This window comes from Pseudomonas sp. Marseille-Q5117 (assembly GCF_946901175.1).
Lineage (GTDB): Bacteria > Pseudomonadota > Gammaproteobacteria > Pseudomonadales > Pseudomonadaceae > Aquipseudomonas > Aquipseudomonas iranensis.
Map to the genome: position 1 here is coordinate 142,630 of NZ_CAMPPP010000012.1, position 21,639 is coordinate 164,268.

Sequence of the window (21,639 nt, forward strand, 5' to 3'; positions counted from 1 at the left end):
AAGTTTATGCGTGTGGATAAAGTGAATATTCAAGCAGACCCGTTTATTTCGAGAAAGGATTACGCGACCCTGAAAGAAACATTCAAGGAGTTTTCCAAGACTCGTGAATACGCGGCGCTGACCGCGCTGTATGAAAGTTCGTTGGCGTCATTAACCGTGTCGGATGAACTCCAGGTGATCAGCCTGTTGCGCGAAAATATCGAGGCACTTGCAACGCGCAAAACGTCGCCGTTGCCGGCAGCAATCGAAACAGTGCGAAGCGAACTGCAGGACACCGCTGCCCGGTTGTCCGCGACGCTGGACATCCTTGGCGGCACGGCGCGGCCGGTGCCGAAAATCATGCATTTTGTTTGGGTCGGCGGCAGTCAGGTGGGGGCAAACCAGCGCGATTACATGAACATCTGGCGCCAAGTGCTTGAACCTCAGGGTTACCGGTTCAACCTCTGGTATGACAGCGATGCATTGTTGGCTTTCGAGATGAACAGGGTTATTCATGACAGCGCGCGCGCTCATGCGATGGAGTCGGGTGGCGATAAGGTCACCAAGGCCTCCCGGCTTTCGCAAATGATCGAAGACCGTGCGCGTGTACTGAAGCAGCAAATGTTCGCTTATCTGGCGCAGCCGCGTTGGCAGGGCAAAGAGGATGCCGCGCGGATTGACTTGATGGTGCGCGCGTATGGCAAAGATCGGGCGACCCTCGATGCCCTCCTCAAGCAATGCATGCTGACCCACGAGGCAATGGTCGGCAGCGACTTGCAGTTGCGCGATGTTCGCCACGAGTTTTCCGGGCACTTTTTGCGGGACGTTTATCAACGCGAAGTAGCCATGCGCGGTAACTTCGCAGCCGCAAGTGATGTCGTGCGATTACAGGCCGAGCACCTGGAGGGCGGTCGTTACAGCGACATGGACTATTTGCCGCCGCTCGCAGAGAAACCGGGCGGTGTTGATATCAGTCAATATGACGACCAACAGCGGCTGGGGTTGTTGCAGCTTTTCCTCAATCATGATGAAGCGTTGATGCCGGGTCGTGATCGTTTGCGCTATGCAGACTCCACCGAAACCTTGCCTGCTGGGGACAAAACTGCGTTGCTTGCGTTTGCAGAGAGTAGGCCAGGCATCGAACGTATATTTACCGCGCCAGTCGACTTCTTTAGTTCTGCACACGGTTTGCGCATGGGCACGCAAATTGGCAGAGAGATGAACGCTCATATGTTGGCGCAGCCACAAAGCGGTATGACGCTCGCAGTCATGCAACTGATTCGGTTCAACTATGACTTTCTCTACTCTGTGGAGAGTCGGGCTATGGCGTCAGGAATTGATTGGTCGCAGCCGAGCAGATTGCTGGATGTCATAGAGAACGCGTGGCGCGAAAAATTTGGCGACGCGCAACTTACGCATACATTTCGGGACTTCCTCGGCAAATTGAGCGAGGCGGTTAACGGATATTACAGCGACGGGATTCGTGTCGCCGCCCGCGGCACTATTAATCTAACGGGACCGGGCGCTGCGATTACCGGCGTAAAAAACTATATAGAAACCCATCTTCTACAGCGCGATCAAAACGCGATTCAAGAGCACTTGAAGCTGGCCGAGGGATATAACTTTCACACTGAAGAGGAGACGATTTCTGGCTGGACCGTCAATGACGACGAAGATCTTTGGCTGGCCCGGGAGCAGGACAAGTGGCGAACCGGCAAGCTCAAGTCGCGCTATGCCGGTGAGTTGAACGACTTGCTGAAACCACAGACCCTGACCTTCAAACAAGGCTGGCCCGTTATCGAGGGAAAACCGGTTCTGCTGACGTCGGTCCTGCAGCAGTTGATGGATGATCTGGGTGAGCCGTTCATTCAGGCCATGCGCGACAAGAGTGATGACATTGCCTTCGACAAGGCGTTTACCATCGACTTCGACAGCCGCCAGCGCATCATCGCGCAACCGGAGACCCAGTTGCCGACATCCCTCGGCGCCGACTCTACCGGGCACCTCAACGAACTGTTCAGCCGCATCGCCCACGGCTCGCTGCTGCTGGAGCAACTGAGCCCTTCGACGCGGGTCATGCTCGGTGGCATTTTCGGCGCGACGAGTCTGGACGATGCCGGGTTCGCCGATACCTGGCAGAACGTGCGCAAACTCGCCATTGAAACGGACAACGACGGCACGTTCGCCCGCTACGATGCGATCGAAAAAGCCGTGCGCCAACGTCTGTCGCTGGTATCCGAGAGCGGGCCTGCGCGCCATCTGCCGTCGTCGACGCAGGCGGCGCGCGAGCTCAAGGTTCGAGCGCTGGCCGAACCATTGACGTTGCGCCAGTGGGGTGAACGTATCGAACAGATCAACCGCACCGCGCAACTGGAATTTCGCACGCAGATTCTCCAGCGCAGCGGGCAGGTGCGTGATGCGTTCTTCAAGGCCGGTGCGGTCTCGGCCCGGCAGTTGCCGCAGGACCTGCTGATGCGCAACGCGGGCGAGCCGGGCCGGCGTTGCTATCCGCTGGCGCTCCTGATGGGCGCGGCGCTGGCTGCTGGCGAAACGGCCGAGCGAGCGTTGGTGGGACATGTCGCTACCGCCAACGCGAGTCCGGAAGACGTCAGCTCGCGGGCATTACTCAGCGCATTGGATGAACTGCGCGCCTTGCCCTCCCGCGATGTCGGCACCGCTCGAGGCGCGCACGATTTTGACGGCGCACTGCGTGTGCTCGACGCTAGCGCGGTGCCCGCGGTCCTGCTGCTCGATACCGGTGATCATGCGTTGCTGTTGGCTAAAGTGCAGGTGGCGGAACAAACCGTCTATCGCTTTTACGATCCAAACTTTGCGCTCTACGGGTTCGCCGATGGTGAGCACATGAAGCAGGGCGTGGAGCATTATCTGAGTGCGGGCGACAATGCGCTGGCCAGGCTTTACGGCTTGGGCGATATGGCCACGGCGCGATTCAATGTAGTCGAACTGGATACCGCGATGATCGCCGCACGCATGCTGTCGTCGGATTTACGCGTGGATGGTTTCTGGCACAAAGCGGCGGGGGCGGATCACCACGTTGCGGCGATCTGGGCGAAGCAAGCGGTGGCTCGCTCGCGTTCGCTGACGGAAAACGCGCGGATGGGCGCCGGCCTGGCTCAATTGGATGCGCGCTTCTGGGCCGGGGAACTCGAGCAGGCGAGCCAGCGGTTACGCAGCGAACACAAGCTCGGGCGCGAGTATTCGCCGGTACTCGATAGCCTCAGCGACAGCGCCGATGACGGCTACCGCATGACCTTGGTCGATTCGCGCCATCCGCAAAGAACCGTGGAGGTCATTACCCAGGACTCTCGTTTCGCCAAGGTTAAAAAATACGTCGATCAACTGGTCCGTGCCGGGGCCGGCAAGCCAGGCCCGGCCGCTGAATCCGATGGCGGCAGTCGTCTGAGTTTCGCCTTTGCGATCCAGACGCTCATCAGCGAAATGCGCCGGCGCGATTACCAGGCCGACGAGCAACTTCCGGGGCTGACCATCGCCCTGCAGGTGCAGGTCTATGTCAGCTATGCACAGTTGGGTTTTGGTGTTGTCAGCGATGTCGTACAGATCGCCCGTCTGGTCAGACAGGTAGCAGCGAGCGAACAGGCAATTCGTCAGGCATCGCTGTCCGGTCGCCTTGCAGGTCAAGCCGCAACCGGGCTCGGCATCGCCTTTTCCGTGGCCAATATCGGCTTTGATATCTACAACCTGTCGCTGGCGGAAAACGCTGAACAGCGTTCGCGGTTTTCCACGTCACTGGCGTTCAACGTCGCAGCGCTGGGTCTGGATCTGGTTGCCCTGACCGTGGGCGGCGGGGTCGGCGTCGTGGCAGCAGCGCTGTCTGTGCCACTGCTGGGGATCGGCATAGGTGTTACCGCAATTGCCAGCAATCTGGGGCAGATCATGGACAAGGCTGCGGCGGTCGGGATGCATCTGTCCGAGCTGCATGATGCCTATCAGAACACTTATGAGGCCAAAGCTGGAGTACTGCAGTTTCCGCCGATGGCGGTGATTACCGAAGTGAATTTGCAGAGCAGAAGGATCGGGTTCGAGGGGCAGAAATTCTACCCCTGGACGGGCAGTGATCTGGAGTTGCCGCAGTACGATGATGATCCGCGTAATCGACACAAATCGATCAACATCCCGAGAGCATTCGAGCGTCCTGCCGCCGCCAGTGTCTGGGGTTCTCTGCCCGAGACTGTCGTGTTGCCGTGTTCGCCAATCTGCCATTACGGCTACGAATATCAGTTGGGCAGTGCCGGGGCCGTGCCGTTTTCCACCACCCGCTATCCGCAGTTGCATGATCGCCTGGCGCATGGGTTGGAATATGACGCTGACGGCAATCGGACCTTCTATCTGTTCAGCACGCCTTTTCTGCCGCACATCCTGTTCAAACTTCACCCGGTCTATACCGCCACATCGGTCAAGGTGCAATTGACCGTGCAAGTGCGCCAGTTGGTCGTCCCGGATCTACCCCAGGCGTGGCAGAAGAAAATCAGTTACCGGATCACGGCGCCCCAGGGGCAGTATCAGATTCGGCTCGCGCCAGGTCTGTTGGCAGTGAACTTCGAACAAGCGAAGGGCTGGGAAAAGGTCGTCTGGACGGTGCATGCGGCGTGGGCAGATTTTGCCCAAGTGAGCTTTCGCGAAAGCATCGACAGCGCGCCTGAAATGCTCGTCGATGGCATCACCTTGAACAAGTTCGACGGTGTTATCGAGCTGGCCGAAGGGCTGTTCCGGATTGACTGGTCGAGCCGCAGTCTGCATTTGGTGGCTATCACCCTCGATTATGAAAAGGATGCCGGCGCGCAGAGCAGTGCGATCCCGTCGCGGGTTCTGAGCTACCTGCGCAAAGAGGTCAAAGACAAGCAATTAACGGCGGCCTTTGTGCCGTTGCGCAAGTTCCGTGTGCCGTTCAGCTCAGGGAGCGAGCCGGTCTTTACCACAGGCTATTACGATACCGCGCGCGATCGCGTTCTATATGCGCGCAATGTTCCGCATGAGGTCAACGACGGCCTGATACTCGGTGGCGTCAGTGCTCGCCACGCATGGTTCTACCACCCCGATCATGCAACGCTGTGGCGGGTCGATATCCTCACCGGCAGCGTTATGCATCGCTACCGTTTGAAGAATCCCCGGATCGGTTCAACCATCATCGAATGCCGGCAACAAAGCGATGGCTCTCTGCGCGTATCGCAGAGGCTGGCTGAGGAGCAGTCCTTTGGCGTGACCACCATCGAATACCGGATCACCGATCAGACCGTGGAACTGACCCGCTGCAGAATCACCTTTTCCGCTGAGGATTACCGGTTTCAGCCGGATGAAGCCTTGCGACAAATCGATATCCCTTTTCAGGACGACACGCCGGCCATGGCCGCCGGTATCAGCGAGTTCGCCTTTGCTCCGTTCATCGTCGTCGAAGGTTATGCGGGGCTGCGCTTGCAAGATCGCGCCTGGATCAACAAGAAGACGGGCAAACGCTGCCAGGCAGCGCAGAATCTGTCCTGGCCTGAGGACCTGTTGCTGCTGATGCCGCCCGCTGCTGACAACAATGCGGTGCTGTTCTACAGCCAGCAGGAGCAGACCATCAGTCGCGGCATCGAGCCGAGCATCGGTCATTTTGAAAATATAGTGATCGAGCGCGACGTGGTTGACGTTACCCAGACCGACAAGCAGTGCATTGCGACCAAAAGTGATGGTCGACTGTATGAAGTCGCGATCATCGACGTGCCTCCCCTGACTAACAGAAGCGATGAGCAATGGCGTAATCAGAAGGACAAACCCGGGATTCTCGGTTTTGCCGGCCTCGGTGAGCACTGGCTACGGCAAAACCCTGATTGGCTCAGTGCTTTGCCTGCGCTGGCGAAAGATTCCAAAGGATTGCCGTTCCCGATCATTGGTCTGCGCGGTCTGGCCGGTCATGCATTGATGGCAGCGTGGTGCGTGGATGAGAAAGTCGTGCTGACCGATATCGGTCCCGGGAAAGAGCTGGCGCTGCTCGGGCTGACCCCTGACAAGCAAGCCGTCTGGTTGCTCGATGTCGCAGCGGGGCAGCTTTATCGTCAGCCGCTCATTGAGCTCGATACGCTGCGCGGGGCCTTTGCATCGGGGCATCGGTTAATCAGCCCTGAGCCGTTGGCCAGTACCGAAAAGGTCTGGTCGCAATGGGCCTTCGCTCAAGTGCATCGGCAAGGCGAAGCGCTGGTGGGGCAAACTCGCGAAGGTGTGAATATGCTGCTGGAGGATCGCCAGCCGGCAAAGATAATGGGTGTGGAAAACCGCTGGTCTTATCTTTATGGTCAGACTGAGGAGCAACTACGGACACGCTTGAAAACGCTGTTGAGCGGGCAGGCCCATGCCCCGGTTCTGCATGTCGAAAGCCTCCCGAATCGCTACAAATATTACCTGCCGGAGCTGGATCGGCTGTTTGATCTGTCAGGGCGCAGCGATGGTCAGTGGGCGGTCTTTCTTGGCACTCGCGAGGCAAGCCAACCGCTGCTGTTCGATCCGGTTGATCAATTGATTTTCAGTGCCGGGCCGATTAACGGCGTCTGGCTGCCCGCAAGCTACGCCAGCCGCGACGAGGAAGTCATGGCGCTGGAGGTGCGCGATGACATGACTGATATCTCGGCATTGTTGCCCGATGGCGTCGCTAGGCTGCTGCTGACCTACGGGCCGCAAACCTCGGGATATCGCGTATCGCAAGAAGCCTGGCAGCGCCTGGATTGCATTGTGGTCGATGTGCGTCGCAGCTTTGATACTGAGGCAGCCGAACCCTGGCTGCTTGATCTGGACGTCGATGAATGTGGACACTGGTTGATGTCGCAGGTCGCTGCAGATGTGGTGCTGAGCGATTCGGATACAGGTCGCAGTCTGGTCGTGCGCAATTTTAACGAGCAATGTTTGCTGGAGCTGACGGTTGGCATTGCAAGTGGGAAATCCACCTTCGCACTTGCTGCCGGACTGCACGCTTTTGCCAGAGTGCGGGATGGCGAATCGATTGTCAGCCTTGCCGCCGTGATTGAAGCGCTGCGCTGAATTCTAACTTTCTGCACAACAAAACGCCGCGGACGTTGCCGTCCGCGGCGTTTTTTGCGCTGGCTTTCACTATCGTTCAGGGCACCAGGTATCCTTTCACGCCGGTAAAGATAATCTGCGCCGCGAGCGCGCAGACAAACAATCCCATCAAGCGGCTGACAATCTGCAAGCCCTGATCGCCAAGAATCCGCTCGATGCGATTCGACAGATACAACACCACGCCGACAGTGAAACTGGCGAGCGCAATACTCATGATTGCGGTGAGCTTGTCGTCCCAGTGCGGCTGGCTGACGCCCATTACCAGCAAGGCGCCGATGGTGCCGGGGCCGACCGTCAGCGGGATGGTCAGCGGCACGATGGTCACGTCCTGCTGCACGTTATCGGCCTGCACCGCCGGTTTGCCCTGAGCCATGCCCAGCGCGGAAATGAACAACACGCTGCCGGCACCGATACGGAAGGCGTCCACGGTGATGCCGAAGACATCGAAAATCACCCGCCCGAACAAATACAGCAGAACACTGGAAATCAGTGTGGCGAGGGCGACCTTCCACGCCAGACGCCGCTGTTCCTTGCGCGAATAGCCACGGGTCAGGCTGATAAAGCAGGACAACACGAAGAACGGGCTGTAGAGCACCAGCATCTTCAGATAAACGCTGAACAACACATGGAGCATGATGCAAGCTCACTGGCGATGGAGTCGGGGGGAGTCTATCAGGCACCGGACAATCTGTCGGTTTACGACGGCTGGGTCGTGGCCCGGTTCTGCTGATCGCGTTCGGCGACCCAATGCTCGATCAGTTCACGCAGTTGCGACAGCTCCACCGGTTTGGACATGTGCCCGTCCATGCCGGCCTGGCGGGCGCGTTCTTTATGTTCAGCGAGAATGTGCGCGGTGAGGGCGACGATCGGTGTGCGGATGCGCTGATTGCTGACTTCCCAGGCGCGCAGTTGCTGCGTCGCGGAGAAGCCATCGAGGATCGGCATTTCGCAGTCCATCAGCACCAGGTCGTAACGCTGGGCCTTCATCGCTTGCAGCGCTTCTTCGCCATTGCTCGCGGTGTCCGGTTGCAGATTGAGCTTGCCGAGCATGCCACGGATCACTTTGGTCGAGATGGTGTTGTCTTCGGCGACGAGGATGCGGAAGTCGCTCGGCACTTTCGCAGCAGTGGCTGCCGTAACGACTTGCGGCTGGAACACCACCTGGCCCTTGTTGCGCTGATTGAGTTCGTCCGCCAGCGTGGTCTTGAGCGTATAACCGGCCACCGGTTTGGCCAGAATCCGTTTGATCCCCGAATTGCGCGCAATGATCTTGCTCGGCGCGTTGCTGATGCCGGTGAGCATGATCAGCAGAATGTCGTGGTTCAGGCTCGGGTCTTCCTTGATCTTCGCGGCCAGTTGCATGCCGGTCATGCCGGGCATGTTCTGGTCGAGCAGAACCACGTCGAAGTAATCGCGCAGGTGCGCCTTGGTGCGCAGCAGCGCCAGCGCTTCCTTGCCCGACGGCACGGCGCTGACATTCAGGCCCCAGGCGCTGCATTGCTGTACCAGCACTTTGCGACAGGTGTCGTTATCGTCGACTACCAGTACCCGTGCGCCTTGCAGCGGACTGTCCAGATCGGAGGTCGGATGTTCGAGGCGATCCGGGTCCAGCGGCAAGGTCAGCCACAAAGTGCTGCCCTGAGTGGCACCGCTCTTGATGCCGAACTCGCCTTGCATCAGACGAATCAGTTGGCGCGCGATCACCAGGCCGAGATTGCCGCCCAGGCGATTGGCCGAGAGGAAGTGCTTGCTGTGCAATTCGGCGTGCAGCAGCGCCTCGCGTTCTTCCGGCTCCATCGGCACGCCGCTGTCCTGCACGGCAATGCGCAGGCGCGGTTTGCTGCTGCGCTCGTCCAGTGCAACGACGATCAGCACTTCGCCTTCTTCGGTTTTCTTCAGGGCATTTTCCAGCAGGCTCAGCAAGGTCTGGCGCAGGCGCGTCGGATCGCCGCTGATCACCCGTGGCACTTGCGGCTGGATGAAGCTGATCAGCTCGACGTTCTGTTGCTCGGCCTTGGCCCGGTAGATGCTCAGACAATCATCGATCAGCGCGTTGAGGTCGAACTGCACGTCATCGAGTTCGATCTGCCCGGATTCGAGCTTGGAGATGTCGAGGATCTCGTTGATCAGCGTCAGCAGTTCGTTGCCGGCGCTGTGGATGGTCTGCACGTAATCGCGTTGCTTGACCGACAGCGGCGTGCCCAGCAGCAGCTCGGTCATGCCCAGTACACCGTTCATCGGTGTGCGGATTTCGTGGCTGATCTTGGCGAGGAATTCGGCTTTGGCGTTGATTTCGGCGTTGCTTGCCGCCAGGTCGCGGCTGATGCTGAAACGGCTTTCGGTGATGCTGCGCTGTCGCTCGCCCAAGGCAATGCTCATCAGCAGGCCGCTGATGCAGATGAACACCATCAGCGTCATGATCAGGCCTTGCGGCGTGACCAGTGTCAGCCCCAGCAGCGCCGGCAGGATAACCAGCGTGCCGATGTTGAACACGACCATGGCGGCGACGAACAGACGCGCCGGGCGATAGCCCTTCTGCCAGTGATAGAAGCCCACCAGCAACATGCTCAGGCCGGCCAGTGCGACCAGTGCGTAGGTGATGATGTTCAGCGGCAAGGTGTTGACGAACAGCAGCAACAGGCTGCACGTGACGATCAACAGAATGTCGCCCCACAGCAGTTTGTTCAGCGCGTGCTGGCCCAGTGGCGCAAAGAAGCGCAGGGCGAACATCAACCCGGCTGGGGCGGTCAGCAGCAGTGCCAGATAAGCGCCCGGCGTCTGAATGGCTTGCCAGTTCGGCAGCCACGGACCGGCGAGATTGAGCAACAGGAACAGACTCAGCCCCAGCAGGCCTTCACAGATCGCCAGCCACAGACTGCTGCGCGAGCGCGAGTAAGCGTAGCGCACCAGGTTGTGCAGCAGGAGCATGGCGAGGCAGCCGAACAGCAGGCCGAAAATCAGCGTCTGCTTCTGATCGGCGGCGCCTTCGATTGCCGCTTGCAGGGTGATGTGCGGGCGCAGCTGATGGCCGGAAACCATGCGTACGTAGACGTCCAGCGGCTTGTCAGCCTGGGGCAGCGGCAGCATGAAATCGCTGCTCGGCAACGGATGTTCGGCCTGCGGCCGTTCGTTGCCGGTATTGCGTTGCTCGATCAGCCGGTCGCCGTCGAGCACGTAGAGATTGAGTTGTGACAGGTCGGGGGCAAAGATGCGCAGCACTTGTTCGTGCTTGCCCGGCGCCAGTTTGAAGCGCAGCCACAGGGCGCCTTCGGGTTCGGCCGCGGTCAGGCGGTCAAGCTCGATGGGACTGAATTGATTGGTGTAGCGAGCGGAGCGGATGTCGCTCAGTTGCAGGATGCCCTGATCGTCAAGCAATACCGACCAGCCACTGCCTTGCGCGGCCTGGGCCGGGAGCATGCAGAGCAAGGTCATCAGCGTGACGGTGAAGCTTATGGCAATCCTGAGCCAGCGCACGGCGAAATCCCTTCGTAGGTTGATGCCAGAATATAACGATGCGCGACGACCGAACAGCCCGGCGAGGAATGGCATCCCGCGCCGGGCCTGATGGATCGCTTACTCCTGGGTTTCGCCGCGTTCACGGGCAATGGCGCGGTAGCCGATGTCCTTGCGATAGAAGCGGCCTTCCCAGTCGATGGCAGCGGCCAGTTTGTAGGCTTGCTGCTGAGCTTCACCGACGGTGGCGCCCATGGCCGTTGCACACAGTACACGACCACCGGCAGTAACGACCTGTCCGTCTTTCAGCGCGGTGCCGGCGTGGAAGACTTTACCTTCCAGAGATGCCGCCGCGTCCAGACCGTTGATCGCTGCGCCTTTGGCGTAGTCGCCCGGGTAGCCGCCAGCGGCCAGCACGATGCCAACGCTCGGACGCGGATCCCATTGCGCTTCAATCTTGTCCAGCGCTTGCGCCAATGCGGCTTCAACCAGCAGCACCAGGCTCGATTGCAGACGCAGCATCACCGGTTGGGTTTCCGGATCGCCGAAGCGGCAGTTGAACTCGATGACTTTCGGGTTACCGGCCTTGTCGATCATCAGACCGGCATAGAGGAAACCAGTGTAGACGTTGCCTTCGTCGGCCATGCCGCGCACGGTTGGCCAGATCACCTGGTCCATCACGCGCTGATGCACCTCGGCGGTGACCACCGGGGCAGGGGAGTAGGCGCCCATGCCGCCGGTGTTCGGGCCACTGTCGCCGTCGCCGACGCGTTTGTGGTCCTGGCTGGTAGCCATCGGCAGCACGTTCTTGCCGTCGACCATGACGATGAACGAAGCTTCTTCGCCGTCGAGGAACTCTTCGATCACCACGCGCGAACCGGCGTCGCCAAACGAGTTGCCGGCGAGCATGTCACGCACGGCGTCTTCGGCTTCGGCCAGGGTCATGGCGACGATCACGCCTTTGCCGGCAGCGAGGCCATCGGCCTTGATCACGATCGGCGCGCCTTTTTCATGCAGATAAGCCACGGCCGGCTCGATCTCGGTGAAGTTCTGGTAATCGGCGGTCGGGATCTTGTGGCGGGCGAGGAAGTCCTTGGTGAAGGCTTTCGAGCCTTCCAGTTGCGCAGCACCGGCAGTCGGACCGAAGCAATCCAGGCCACGGGAGCGGAACAGATCGACCACGCCAGCCACCAGCGGCACTTCCGGGCCGACGATGGTCAGGGAAACGTTTTTCTCGGCGAAGTCAGCCAGTTGCTCCAGCGCCAGCACGTCGATGGCGACGTTCTCGCACTTGGCTTCAATAGCGGTGCCAGCGTTGCCCGGTGCAACGAAAACCTTCTGCACACGCGGATCCTGAGCCACTTTCCAGGCCAGAGCATGTTCACGGCCACCGCTGCCAATGATCAAAACATTCATTTCAAAAACCTCAAATTCTGTAGACGCCGCAAAAGCGTTTCATGTGGGAGCGAGCCTGCTCGCGAAGACGGTGTCTCAGTCAACATCAATGTCGCTGACAGATCGCATTCGCGAGCAGGCTCGCTCCCACATTCCGATCGGGTTGGATCAGTGACGGAAGTGGCGCATGCCGGTGAATACCATTGCGATGCCGGCTTCATCAGCAGCAGCAATCACTTCGTTGTCACGCATCGAGCCGCCCGGCTGGATCACCGCAGTGATGCCGACCTTGGCCGCATTGTCCAGACCGTCGCGGAACGGGAAGAATGCATCGGACGCCATGACCGAACCGGCCACCTGCAAACCGGCGTGCTCAGCCTTGATCGCAGCGATACGCGCCGAGTTGACTCGGCTCATCTGGCCGGCGCCGACACCGATGGTCTGGCGGTTCTTGGCGTAGACGATGGCGTTGGATTTGACGTACTTGGCGACTTTCCAGGCGAAGATCAGGTCGTGGATTTCCTGTTCGGTCGGCGCGCGTTTGGTCACCACTTTCAGGTCATCGGCGCTGATCATGCCGATATCGCGGCTCTGCACCAGCAGGCCACCGTTGACGCGTTTGTAGTCCCAGGCAGCGGCGCGCTCAGCCGACCACTCGCCGCAGGCCAGCAGGCGTACGTTGGCTTTCGCGGCAACAATGGCGCGGGCTTCTTCGCTGACCGATGGGGCAATGATCACTTCAACGAACTGGCGCTCGACGATCGCCTTGGCGGTCTCGGCATCCAGTTCACGGTTGAAGGCGATGATGCCGCCGAACGCCGATTCGGTGTCGGTGGCGTAGGCCAGTTCGTAAGCCTGACGAATGCCGCCCTCAGCGTCCGGGCTGACCGCCACGCCGCACGGGTTGGCGTGCTTGACGATCACGCAGGCTGGCTTGACGAAGCTCTTCACGCATTCCAGCGCAGCGTCGGTGTCGGCGACGTTGTTGTACGACAGTTCTTTGCCTTGCAGCTGGGTCGCGGTGGCGATGCCGACTTCGGCGGGCTTGGCTTCCACGTAGAACGCCGCGCTCTGGTGCGGGTTCTCGCCGTAGCGCATTTCCTGAGCCTTGATGAACTGGCTGTTGAAGGTGCGCGGGAAATCGCTGCGACCTTCAGTGCTCAAGGTTTCAGCGGCCTGGTTCACGGTGCCCATGTAGTTGGCGATCATGCCGTCGTAGGCGGCGGTGTGTTCGAAGGCCTTGAGCATCAGGTCGAAACGCTGAGCGGAGGTCAGGCCGCCGGCCTTGAGGTTTTCCAGGACGTTGGCGTAATCGCTGGCATTTACCACGATGGCTACGTCTTTGTGGTTTTTCGCTGCGGAACGGACCATGGTCGGCCCGCCGATATCGATGTTCTCGATGGCGGTCGGCAGGTCGCAGCCTGGCTTGTTGATGGTCGCTTCGAACGGGTACAGGTTGACCGCTACCAGATCGATCGGCTTGATGCCGTGCTCGTTCATGATCGCGTCGTCGATACCGCGACGACCGAGGATGCCGCCATGGATTTTCGGGTGCAGGGTTTTCACCCGACCGTCCATCATCTCGGCGAAACCGGTGTAATCCGCGACTTCCACTGCGGCAACGCCGTTGTCACGCAGCAGCTTGAACGTTCCGCCGGTGGAGAGGATCTCGACGCCCAGAGCTTCAAGCTCCTTGGCGAATTCGAGGATCCCGGTCTTGTCGGAAACGCTGATCAAGGCGCGGCGGATCGGCAGGCGGGTAGTCTGGTCGGTCATCTCAATTTCCATCAAAAGCAAAGGAAGTCAGCAAAAAAGGCGACCGTTTTTTACGCGGGCGCCTTTCTGGTTTGATTGAATGCTTACAGCAGATCGTACTGCTTGAGTTTCTTGCGCAGCGTGCCGCGGTTCAGTCCCAGCAGCTCACTGGCCTTGGTCTGGTTGCCCTTGACGTAGTTCATCACGCTTTCGAGCAGGGGCGCCTCGACTTCGGACAGCACCAGGTTGTACACATCCGTGACGGACGCGCCCTCAAGGTGGGCGAAATAATTGTGCAGCGCCTTCTCGACACTCCCGCGAAGGGTCTGGCCTTCTTCGCTCGGCGTGTTGAGGTGCTGTTTCAAATTCACGTTGTCGCTCACGGGTGTTGTTCCACTCACTAAAGTCTCGGTCATCATCGTCATGCGGCCACCCCTTCTTCGTCCCCTGTCAGGCTCTTGTAACGCTCGGCGAAGAACTCCCGAACGTCGGCGCATTGTGTTTCCGTACCATCCAAACGATTGAAACGGGCGCGAAACTCCCTGGCGCCCGGCAAGGTTGCGAGATACCAGCCCACATGCTTGCGGGCAATGCGCACGCCCATCACGTCGCCATAGAAGGCGTGAAGGGCAGCCAGATGCTCCAGCAGGATGCGTTCCACTTCGCTCAGTTCCGGCGCGGGCAATTTCTCGCCGGTACGCAGGAAATGATCGATCTCGCGAAAAATCCATGGCCGCCCTTGAGCGGCACGGCCTATCAGCAGGCCATCGGCACCGGTCGCATCAAGCACGTATCGGGCCTTTTCCGGCGAATCGATATCGCCATTGGCAAACACCGGGATCGACACTGCCTGCTTGATCGCGGCAATCGTGTCGTACTCGGCTTCCCCTGTGTACAGATCGGCGCGCGTACGGCCATGCACGGCCAGCGCAGTGATCCCGGCCTGTTCGGCGATCTTCGCCACGTTCAGGCCATTCTTGTTTTCGCGATCCCAGCCGGTGCGGATCTTCAGGGTGACCGGCACATCAACCGCGCCCACAACGGCCTGCAGGATCTCGGTCACCAGTGCTTCGTCTTTCAGCAACGCGGAGCCGGCGGCCTTGTTGCAGACCTTCTTGGCCGGGCAACCCATGTTGATATCGATAATCTGTGCGCCCAGTTCGACGTTGGCCCGTGCCGCATCGGCCAGCATCTGCGCATCGCCACCGGCAATCTGCACCGAGCGCGGCTCGGGATCGCCTTCGTGGATCATGCGCATGCGCGACTTGCGGGTATTCCACAGGCTCATGTCGCTGGTGACCATTTCCGAGACTACAAGCCCTGCGCCCAGACGCTTGCACAGCTGACGAAAGGGCTGGTCGGTGACGCCCGCCATCGGGGCGAGAATCAAACCGTTCTGCAATGTATATGGGCCGATGCGTACCGCCGACATAGGACTTCCCTGAAGTGGGGCCGGATCATGAGAGTTCGAAAAAGGGTGGGCATGATACCCGCTCTCGATGACTGGTTAAAGGCTGAATTGAACAAAATCTGAACAGTTATTCTGTTATCGCCAACGGTTTGGTCGGCCGTGATCAGTCAGAAAAATGCCGTCAATCGGGAAACGCTGAAGCGGTTCATTCCGGCGAGTGGAAGTTCAGGCTGTAATTCACCGCTTTCGGCCCCGGATCGAGAATATCCAGGGCGATGTGGATCGGCGTCTGCGGCGGCATTTCCGCCAGGCCCTCGAGATCGCCGCTCAGGTACTCGCCGGGTTTGAAGCGACGACTGGCGATCAGATGACCGTTGAGGTCGGCAAAACGCAGCTCGAGCAAGGGGAACGGCTGGGAAAACGTCGCCCGGTTGTAAATGATCGCATCGACCACCAGTGCCCCGCTGAAATCGGGATGGCTGCGCACCACCAGGTTGCTGCTCTTGATTTTGCCGATATCGACCTTGGACGGCACGGTGCAGCCGATCTGCGGGCAGATCTGCTGGAACCACGGTCGGTATTGATCCTGCCGCGCCAGTTCCTCGAAGTGATAGGCAACGTACTGAGCGGCAAGACCGCCGGCCGCCAACACCACCAGCGCCAGCCACAGCAGGCGCCGGCCCCAGGGCGAACGGCGTTGCTGCCAGTCCAGTTGCAGCGGGTCGTCGGTCAGATCCTGCAGGACCTCGGCGCGCACGCCGGGCTCGGCCCGTTCGCGTTTTTTGCGCGGCGAAGTGATCAATGGCAGATCGTCGTCATCGCTGTCGTCGCTGGCCGAGAAGCGTTCGCGGCGGGCGGCCGGGTCAATCGGATCGTGCAGGCGCAGTTGCGGGATCGGCGGCTCGTCATCCAGATCCACCGGTTCCAGTGATAACGAGGGTTCGGTGCGCTCGGGTTCGAGGGTTTCGACGCCCTCGATATACGGTTCGATATCTGGTTCGACATTCGGCGCTGCGCTGCGCTCATCGGCAGGTTCGCTGAACAGGCTGTCGGGCCATGTGCCTTCGTCCGGTTCCGGGCTGTCGCGCCGGGCGCTCAAGGATTCTTCGCGGGTACGGCCGAATTCGGCGGCCGGCTGGATTTCGCGCTGTTCGAGGCGGGCGAGTTCTTCGTCCAGATCGAGGCTGTCCAGATCCAGTTCCGACGCGCTCCATTGCTTCTGGCTGATGGCGCGCGGTGCGGGGATCTGTTCGACGACCGCAGAATCGCTGACAGGCGCAGGCGTCTCAGGCAGCGCTGGTGCGAGCGGCGTCACCGTGTCCTTGCCAGAATGTTGCTCGAGCAGCTGCTTGGCGGCATTGAACACTTGCAGGCAGGAGCCGCAACGAACCACGCCGCGCGCCACGCTCAACTGAGCATGGTTGACGCGGAAACTGGTCTGGCAATGCGGGCATTGGGTGACGAAACTGTCGGTCATGCGGCGATCCGGTTCAGGCAAGCGGTCATTTTAGCGCCGACGCCCGGTGATGCGCACCCAGCCGTCGCGATTGGCGATCGGGTCGAGCTCGAAGTCCTGCGCATAAGCTGCCGCTACTTCTTCGCCCTGCTCGGCGAGGATGCCCGACAGCGCCAGGCGCCCACCGCTCTTGACCAGGCTGGACAGTTGCGGTGCCAGCGACACCAGCGGGCCGGCGAGAATGTTGGCCACCAGTACGTCGGCCGGAACCTGCGGCAGATCCTCGGGCAGGTACAGCGGGAACAGCTCATCGGCAATGTTGTTGCGCCCGGCGTTGTCGCGCGAGGCTTCCAGTGCCTGTACGTCGATGTCGGTGCCCACGGCTTCCTTGGCGCCGAGCAGCAGGGCGGCAATCGCCAGAATCCCCGAGCCACAGCCGAAGTCGAGCACGTGGCAGTCTTTCAGATCCTGACCGTCGAGCCACTCCAGGCACAGTGCGGTGGTCGGGTGGGTGCCGGTGCCAAACGCCAGGCCCGGGTCCAGCAGCAGATTGACCGCCTCAGGCTCGGGTGCGGCGTGCCAGCTCGGCACGATCCACAGGCGCTGGCCGAAACGCATCGGCTCGAAACCGTCCATCCAGCTGCGTTCCCAGTCCTGGTCCTCGATCACTTCGCTGTGATGTTCGGGCAACGGGCTGCCGGTCAGCAGCTCCAGATGAGCCAGCACCGGTTCCGGTTCGGTACCGCCCTCGAACAGGGCCAGCAAATGAGTGTGCGACCACAGCGGCGTGGTGTTGAGTTCCGGTTCGAAGATCGGCTGGTCTTCGGCGTCCATGAAAGTCACCGACACGGCGCCGACTTCGAGGAATGCGTCCTCGTAGGTTTCGGCTTGTTCCGGGGTGATGGCGAGACGGACTTGCAGCCAAGGCATGGCGGGCACCTTTGAAAATCTGTGGGGCAGCCCGAAGCTGCAAAAACGCGCAGTTTACGCCAGGTCGCCGGCAAAGTGGACACGCCGCTTTGCTGTTACACATTCGAGCCCGCGATATACATATGTATGGCCTGAGCACTTTTGTCGGCAAATAGAGTGAGCGCTCATCTCTACGCAACAAAAGGCTGGACGACATGGCGGATCAACAAGGAACTGTAGAAGAAAAACCACCGATAGCCGCTGCGTCTACGGGGTCGGTGCAGGAAATCCTCCTGCGCATCACGCGCTGGCAGGTGATGATCGACAAGCGCTTGAACAGCCAGATGACGTTGCTCGAGGCGCTGGAGCACTTCGCATTGACTGAACTGCGCAGGCATTACCCGGACGGCCATTTCGCCCCGGGCTTTGTGGTTGCCCTGCTTGACGCCATTCTGCAAAAGCTTCTCGACGGCAGGCCCGTCATGTTCCTGGCGATCCAGGACGCTCCATTTCGCTGGCCTGGGGGGGCCGACCCCGGATTGCCTTCCAGCCGTCATGAGCATGTTATCCGGACGGTGGATACCGTTTCGCTGCACTTCCTTGACCAGTACCAAAAATACCTGCGAGAGCACTGGGCGACAAAAGGACAGGAGGCGTTGTTCGATCGCCTGATCAAACGCAAGCTGCGGCGCTATATCAAGGACATCGAGTTGCTGTTGCGCCGTGACCAACTGGCGGGCCTGACACTGAATCAATTGCGCAGAAAAATCGACAGAGTTCAGGCCCGAAGCACTCGTCGGTACCGGTTGACCGCATTGGCGACCGGTGCAGAGAAAAAGATTCTCGAGGCGCATTCCTTCGCGCAACTGCCGTCATGGATGAAAGCGCTGAAGGAGCCGGATCGCGCCTTGTTGCGTCATTATCAGGAGCAGACGTCACTGGCCCAGACAGCGCTCGATGATCTGCTGCAGGGCTACGGCTCATTGCGCGACTTTGCCCGCCAGCAGGCCATCGAATACATTCAGCTCAAGCTCGACATGACGGTTGAACCGGACAGGATCGACGTGCGGCTCAGATGGCGCTCGGCGGTCGGAGAGCCGACACAAAGTCGACGCCTGAGCGACCTGCTCGCATGCGGGCCGATCGGTCAGGACTTCGCAGCGGTACTGGAGATCACCAGTACGGCGCCATTGCGCAACCAGTCACTCAAGCCGACATTCGTTGCCGATATGTTGGCGGGACAGGATTATCCGGCAGATTACCTGCGAGTCCTCGCCGAGCAATACGAGCGCACAGAAGTGCAAGAGGCGCTCATCGACTGGTTCACCGCGCGGCTCAGGCAGAGTGCATTCGTCGCGCGCTGCGCAGCTCATCTGTCGGATTCCGACCATGCGCGTCTCGAGCAGACGTGGTCTGGGCAAGTCACAAAGAAACCGTTGCAAGTGGCCGCACTGACGCTGCCCAACGGCATGCAATGCGCCGATCTTCTGGTGTTCTACCATGCAGAGACTGAGCAGGCGGTGAATAACCTGGTCCTGTACGCACCGAACAAGCCGGACGGTCAGGAGTGGGTCCGGTTGACTTCGATTGCGGCGTTGACCGGCGAAGTATGGAGCTGGACGCAAAACGAATCCGGTCGCGAGTATCTGTTGCAACAGCTTTCACCCACTGCACATCACGCTGCACGTGACTATCTTTTGGCCGCGGCGGCCAGCCCCGCTCTCTGGGGCATGAAAAGCGACATTCGACGTGCGGCCCTGCCGTTCGCCGAGTGCGTCGAAGCAGCTGTGATGATGGGCCTGGCAAAAAACCTGCAGCGGGTCGAGCTGGATAACTCGCTGCGCTGGTACACGACGCTCGGTCTGGATGCCCGCCGGCGCATCAGCAGTCTGAATCAGGAACTGATGGTTCATCAGCAGGTTTTCAACGAGCAGATGGGCGGTTTCGAGGTTTTTGTCGATTTCGCCCGGCGCACGGTTGCCGCAGCGATCACGCCCTACATGCGCAGCAAGAACGTGCTGGAACCGGTCGATCCGGCCACTGTGTTGATCGATTACAACCCCGGCGTTGCCGACCGCAGGAAGCAGCAGGTAGCCACACTGCTTGACTTGGCGATTCACGGCTACGATGACAACTCCGGCATCGAGCACCCGAAAAAAGGCGTGCGCTCGTCGGTCGGGCAGGATTTGAGCCTTGTGCGCAGCGCGGATCTGGCGCTGTATCTGCGCCGGGCCTGGCTGGGTGAAAAATACGCCAGCGAGATCCGTGGCAAATATCTCGACCCGCGTGATGCTGCCTACGAACCGCGTCGCTTTGCCTACCGCAACGTGCTGCTGTCAAAGATGGACCGTGATTTACGCGTGGCCAGAATTCAGGCGCGATTGAGCGACGCGGTGTATTCAGCGCTGGTCCGTCAGGTTTCTCTGTTGAGCCAGGTGCCAGCGCCGGATACGCATTTTCCCGGCGCGAGCATGGTTGAAAGTGACGGCGTGTTCAGGTTCGCCGTGCGCCATCACGTCGTGCTCGGGGTTTATGTCCTGACCTCGTTCAACCCCGAGCCGTCCTGGTGGCTGTACACGCCTGATGCGCCCGACGGCATTGTGGTGCGTGCTTATCAGTCACTGTTCGGCGACATCGCCGGCGCTTTGCATGACTACTTGATGGCGCGTACGCCGGTCGCCGCGCGCAGCATCGTGTCGCGCACCCTGTATGCGATTGCGGCAAAAAAACAACGCGTCGATACGCTGTACGAAGCGCAGCGCCTGATTGACGCGCGCAGCGAGTTCAATGCGTACATTGAGCGCGCGGTCACGGATGTGCAGGACATCACCACCAGCCGCGCGCAAATGATCGAACGCCAAGTGGTCAAGGGGCTGATGTTTGCAGCTGCACCGTTCTGCATGGTGGTCCCTCCGTTTGCCTTGCTGCTCGATGTCGTGTTCATCGCCGTCAGCGCCGGTCAGGCGGTCGCTGCGCATCTGGAGGGTGACGTCGATGGCGCGCTCGGCCACTGGCTGGAGGCGTCGTGGGGCGCGTTGTTCGCTATGGTCGGCGCCGGCAGTGCGATCAAGTGGCTGGGCGGTGCGGCCAGAAGTCTGAAGCACACCATGCGGCCGGCCTCGTTGTTGTCAGAGCGTCTGAACACCGTGGCTCCGCTGCGCAAGGAAGCGCTGCCGGCGATCCGGGAAGTCCGCTTCCATGTCAGGCAGGCGGTCAGCAAGGCGCCCGAGCGTTTGCAAAGGGTGACCGAAGAAGGCGTCTTTTTCGGCACATGGCGCAGTCCGCCCAGCACCGCACAGCCGCAACCGGCCTATTACATTCGCGACAAGGGCAAGTATTACCTGGTCAGGGAAAATCCGCATTTCGGTGGGCTGAGCCTGGTCGATGCCCGTCGCCCGACCGCCATCTATCAGCAACCGATACGCCTTGCTCCGAACGGTAAGTGGACACACGACAGGGTCGGGCTCAGAGGTGGCAACGTGCGCAACCTTGGGCGCGTGAACAATCTGAATGATGCTTTTCCCAGAGGTGTCGAACCAGTGTTGAACCGCGGCGCGATGCAGGGCGAAGCGGTGGTGGCGGCTTTCCGTCCCGGATCGCCAGATAATTACCTGTTTTCGTTGAATGCGCAGAGTTGCGTCATCGCCTCGCTTTATAACCCGACGACGAGAATGGGGGCGGTCATTCATTTTGATCACAATATTCGCCCGTTGATCGAACGAAGTGTCACGCAGGTACTGGAGCGTCTGGGGGGAGCACCGCAGAACATTCGCGCCACGCTGGTGGGTGGCGACTGGCTGTCAGCGGGCGCTGACATCGGCGGTCCGGTCAGGCGCGTTTTGCGCGAACAGGGCCTGCAGCCGACCTGGGATTACTGGTCATTCTCGTCGTGCCTGGGCAACAGCTATGGCGTGGTGCTGAATCTGAACAATGGAGTCTCGAGAGTGTTCAAGCATTCCTCTCGTCAGCTTGGCGGGTTGTACAACCCACTTTTCGACGGATCGGGCAACGTCTCCGCCGCGCTGTTGACACGTGCCGAAACCTTCAAGAGGCGTTTCCGCAGCCCGCCGCTACATGAAAACGCAGCAGGCGTGGTGGTCAATGCTGATGGTGTGTGGGCATCTGCCGAAAAGATCGCGCAGCAGGCTCTCTCCACCATCCTGGTCTGATGTGTCTGTTGCAGACATAAAAA

10 protein-coding genes are annotated in these 21,639 nt (G+C 60.1%); 2 read left to right on the forward strand and 8 right to left on the reverse strand.

The window, feature by feature from the left end:
- The first annotated feature begins 6 nt into the window (after positions 1-6).
- Positions 7-7,029, forward strand: a complete 7,023-nt coding sequence (locus OC605_RS19115) for a TcdA/TcdB pore-forming domain-containing protein (protein ID WP_262138809.1) — start codon at positions 7-9, stop codon at positions 7,027-7,029.
- Positions 7,030-7,105: 76 nt separating this feature from the next.
- On the opposite strand, the gene OC605_RS19120 is transcribed toward OC605_RS19115, so the two are convergent.
- The 8 genes from OC605_RS19120 to prmA form a co-directional block, all read right to left on the reverse strand.
- Complete coding sequence (locus OC605_RS19120) at positions 7,106-7,702, reverse strand: MarC family protein (protein WP_016771870.1); 597 nt, start codon at positions 7,700-7,702, stop codon at positions 7,106-7,108.
- Between the two features lie 62 nt (positions 7,703-7,764).
- Positions 7,765-10,542, reverse strand: a complete 2,778-nt coding sequence (locus tag OC605_RS19125; RefSeq protein WP_130928948.1) for a hybrid sensor histidine kinase/response regulator — start codon at positions 10,540-10,542, stop codon at positions 7,765-7,767.
- Positions 10,543-10,641: 99 nt separating this feature from the next.
- The gene (gene purD / locus OC605_RS19130) at positions 10,642-11,937 is read right to left on the reverse strand and encodes a phosphoribosylamine--glycine ligase (RefSeq protein ID WP_262138812.1); all 1,296 of its coding nucleotides are present in this window, start codon (positions 11,935-11,937) and stop codon (positions 10,642-10,644) included.
- 147 nt (positions 11,938-12,084) lie between these two features.
- Positions 12,085-13,692, reverse strand: a complete 1,608-nt coding sequence (purH, locus tag OC605_RS19135) for a bifunctional phosphoribosylaminoimidazolecarboxamide formyltransferase/IMP cyclohydrolase (RefSeq protein WP_262138814.1) — start codon at positions 13,690-13,692, stop codon at positions 12,085-12,087.
- 83 nt (positions 13,693-13,775) lie between these two features.
- On the reverse strand, positions 13,776-14,096 hold the full coding sequence (fis, locus tag OC605_RS19140; protein ID WP_002555375.1) for a DNA-binding transcriptional regulator Fis: 321 nt from the start codon (positions 14,094-14,096) through the stop codon (positions 13,776-13,778).
- Positions 14,093-15,103, reverse strand: coding sequence for a tRNA dihydrouridine synthase DusB (gene dusB / locus OC605_RS19145; RefSeq protein ID WP_262138816.1), 1,011 nt, complete (start codon positions 15,101-15,103; stop codon positions 14,093-14,095). Before dusB ends, fis begins: the two co-directional genes overlap by 4 nt.
- Positions 15,104-15,287: 184 nt before the next feature.
- Entirely contained in the window at positions 15,288-16,559 is a 1,272-nt protein-coding gene (locus OC605_RS19150; RefSeq protein ID WP_262138818.1) for a DUF3426 domain-containing protein, read from the reverse strand.
- A gap of 30 nt (positions 16,560-16,589) precedes the next feature.
- Positions 16,590-17,468: a 50S ribosomal protein L11 methyltransferase gene (prmA, locus tag OC605_RS19155; protein ID WP_262138819.1), complete on the reverse strand. Its 879-nt coding sequence runs from the start codon at positions 17,466-17,468 to the stop codon at positions 16,590-16,592.
- Positions 17,469-17,662: 194 nt separating this feature from the next.
- On the opposite strand from prmA, the gene OC605_RS19160 reads away from it, so the two are divergent.
- The gene (locus OC605_RS19160; protein ID WP_262138821.1) at positions 17,663-21,616 is read left to right on the forward strand and encodes a type III effector 1; all 3,954 of its coding nucleotides are present in this window, start codon (positions 17,663-17,665) and stop codon (positions 21,614-21,616) included.
- The last annotated feature ends 23 nt before the right edge of the window (positions 21,617-21,639 follow it).

Bases quoted from the DNA above. Each gene is read 5' to 3' on its own strand.
- OC605_RS19115 (WP_262138809.1), top strand. From the start codon at position 7: ATGCGTGTGGATAAAGTGAATATTCAAGCAGACCCGTTTATTTCGAGA.
- OC605_RS19120 (WP_016771870.1), bottom strand. From the start codon at position 7,702: ATGCTCCATGTGTTGTTCAGCGTTTATCTGAAGATGCTGGTGCTCTAC.
- purD (WP_262138812.1), bottom strand. From the start codon at position 11,937: ATGAATGTTTTGATCATTGGCAGCGGTGGCCGTGAACATGCTCTGGCC.
- purH (WP_262138814.1), bottom strand. From the start codon at position 13,692: ATGACCGACCAGACTACCCGCCTGCCGATCCGCCGCGCCTTGATCAGC.
- fis (WP_002555375.1), bottom strand. From the start codon at position 14,096: ATGACGATGATGACCGAGACTTTAGTGAGTGGAACAACACCCGTGAGC.
- dusB (WP_262138816.1), bottom strand. From the start codon at position 15,103: ATGTCGGCGGTACGCATCGGCCCATATACATTGCAGAACGGTTTGATT.
- OC605_RS19150 (WP_262138818.1), bottom strand. From the start codon at position 16,559: ATGACCGACAGTTTCGTCACCCAATGCCCGCATTGCCAGACCAGTTTC.
- prmA (WP_262138819.1), bottom strand. From the start codon at position 17,468: ATGCCTTGGCTGCAAGTCCGTCTCGCCATCACCCCGGAACAAGCCGAA.
- OC605_RS19160 (WP_262138821.1), top strand. From the start codon at position 17,663: ATGGCGGATCAACAAGGAACTGTAGAAGAAAAACCACCGATAGCCGCT.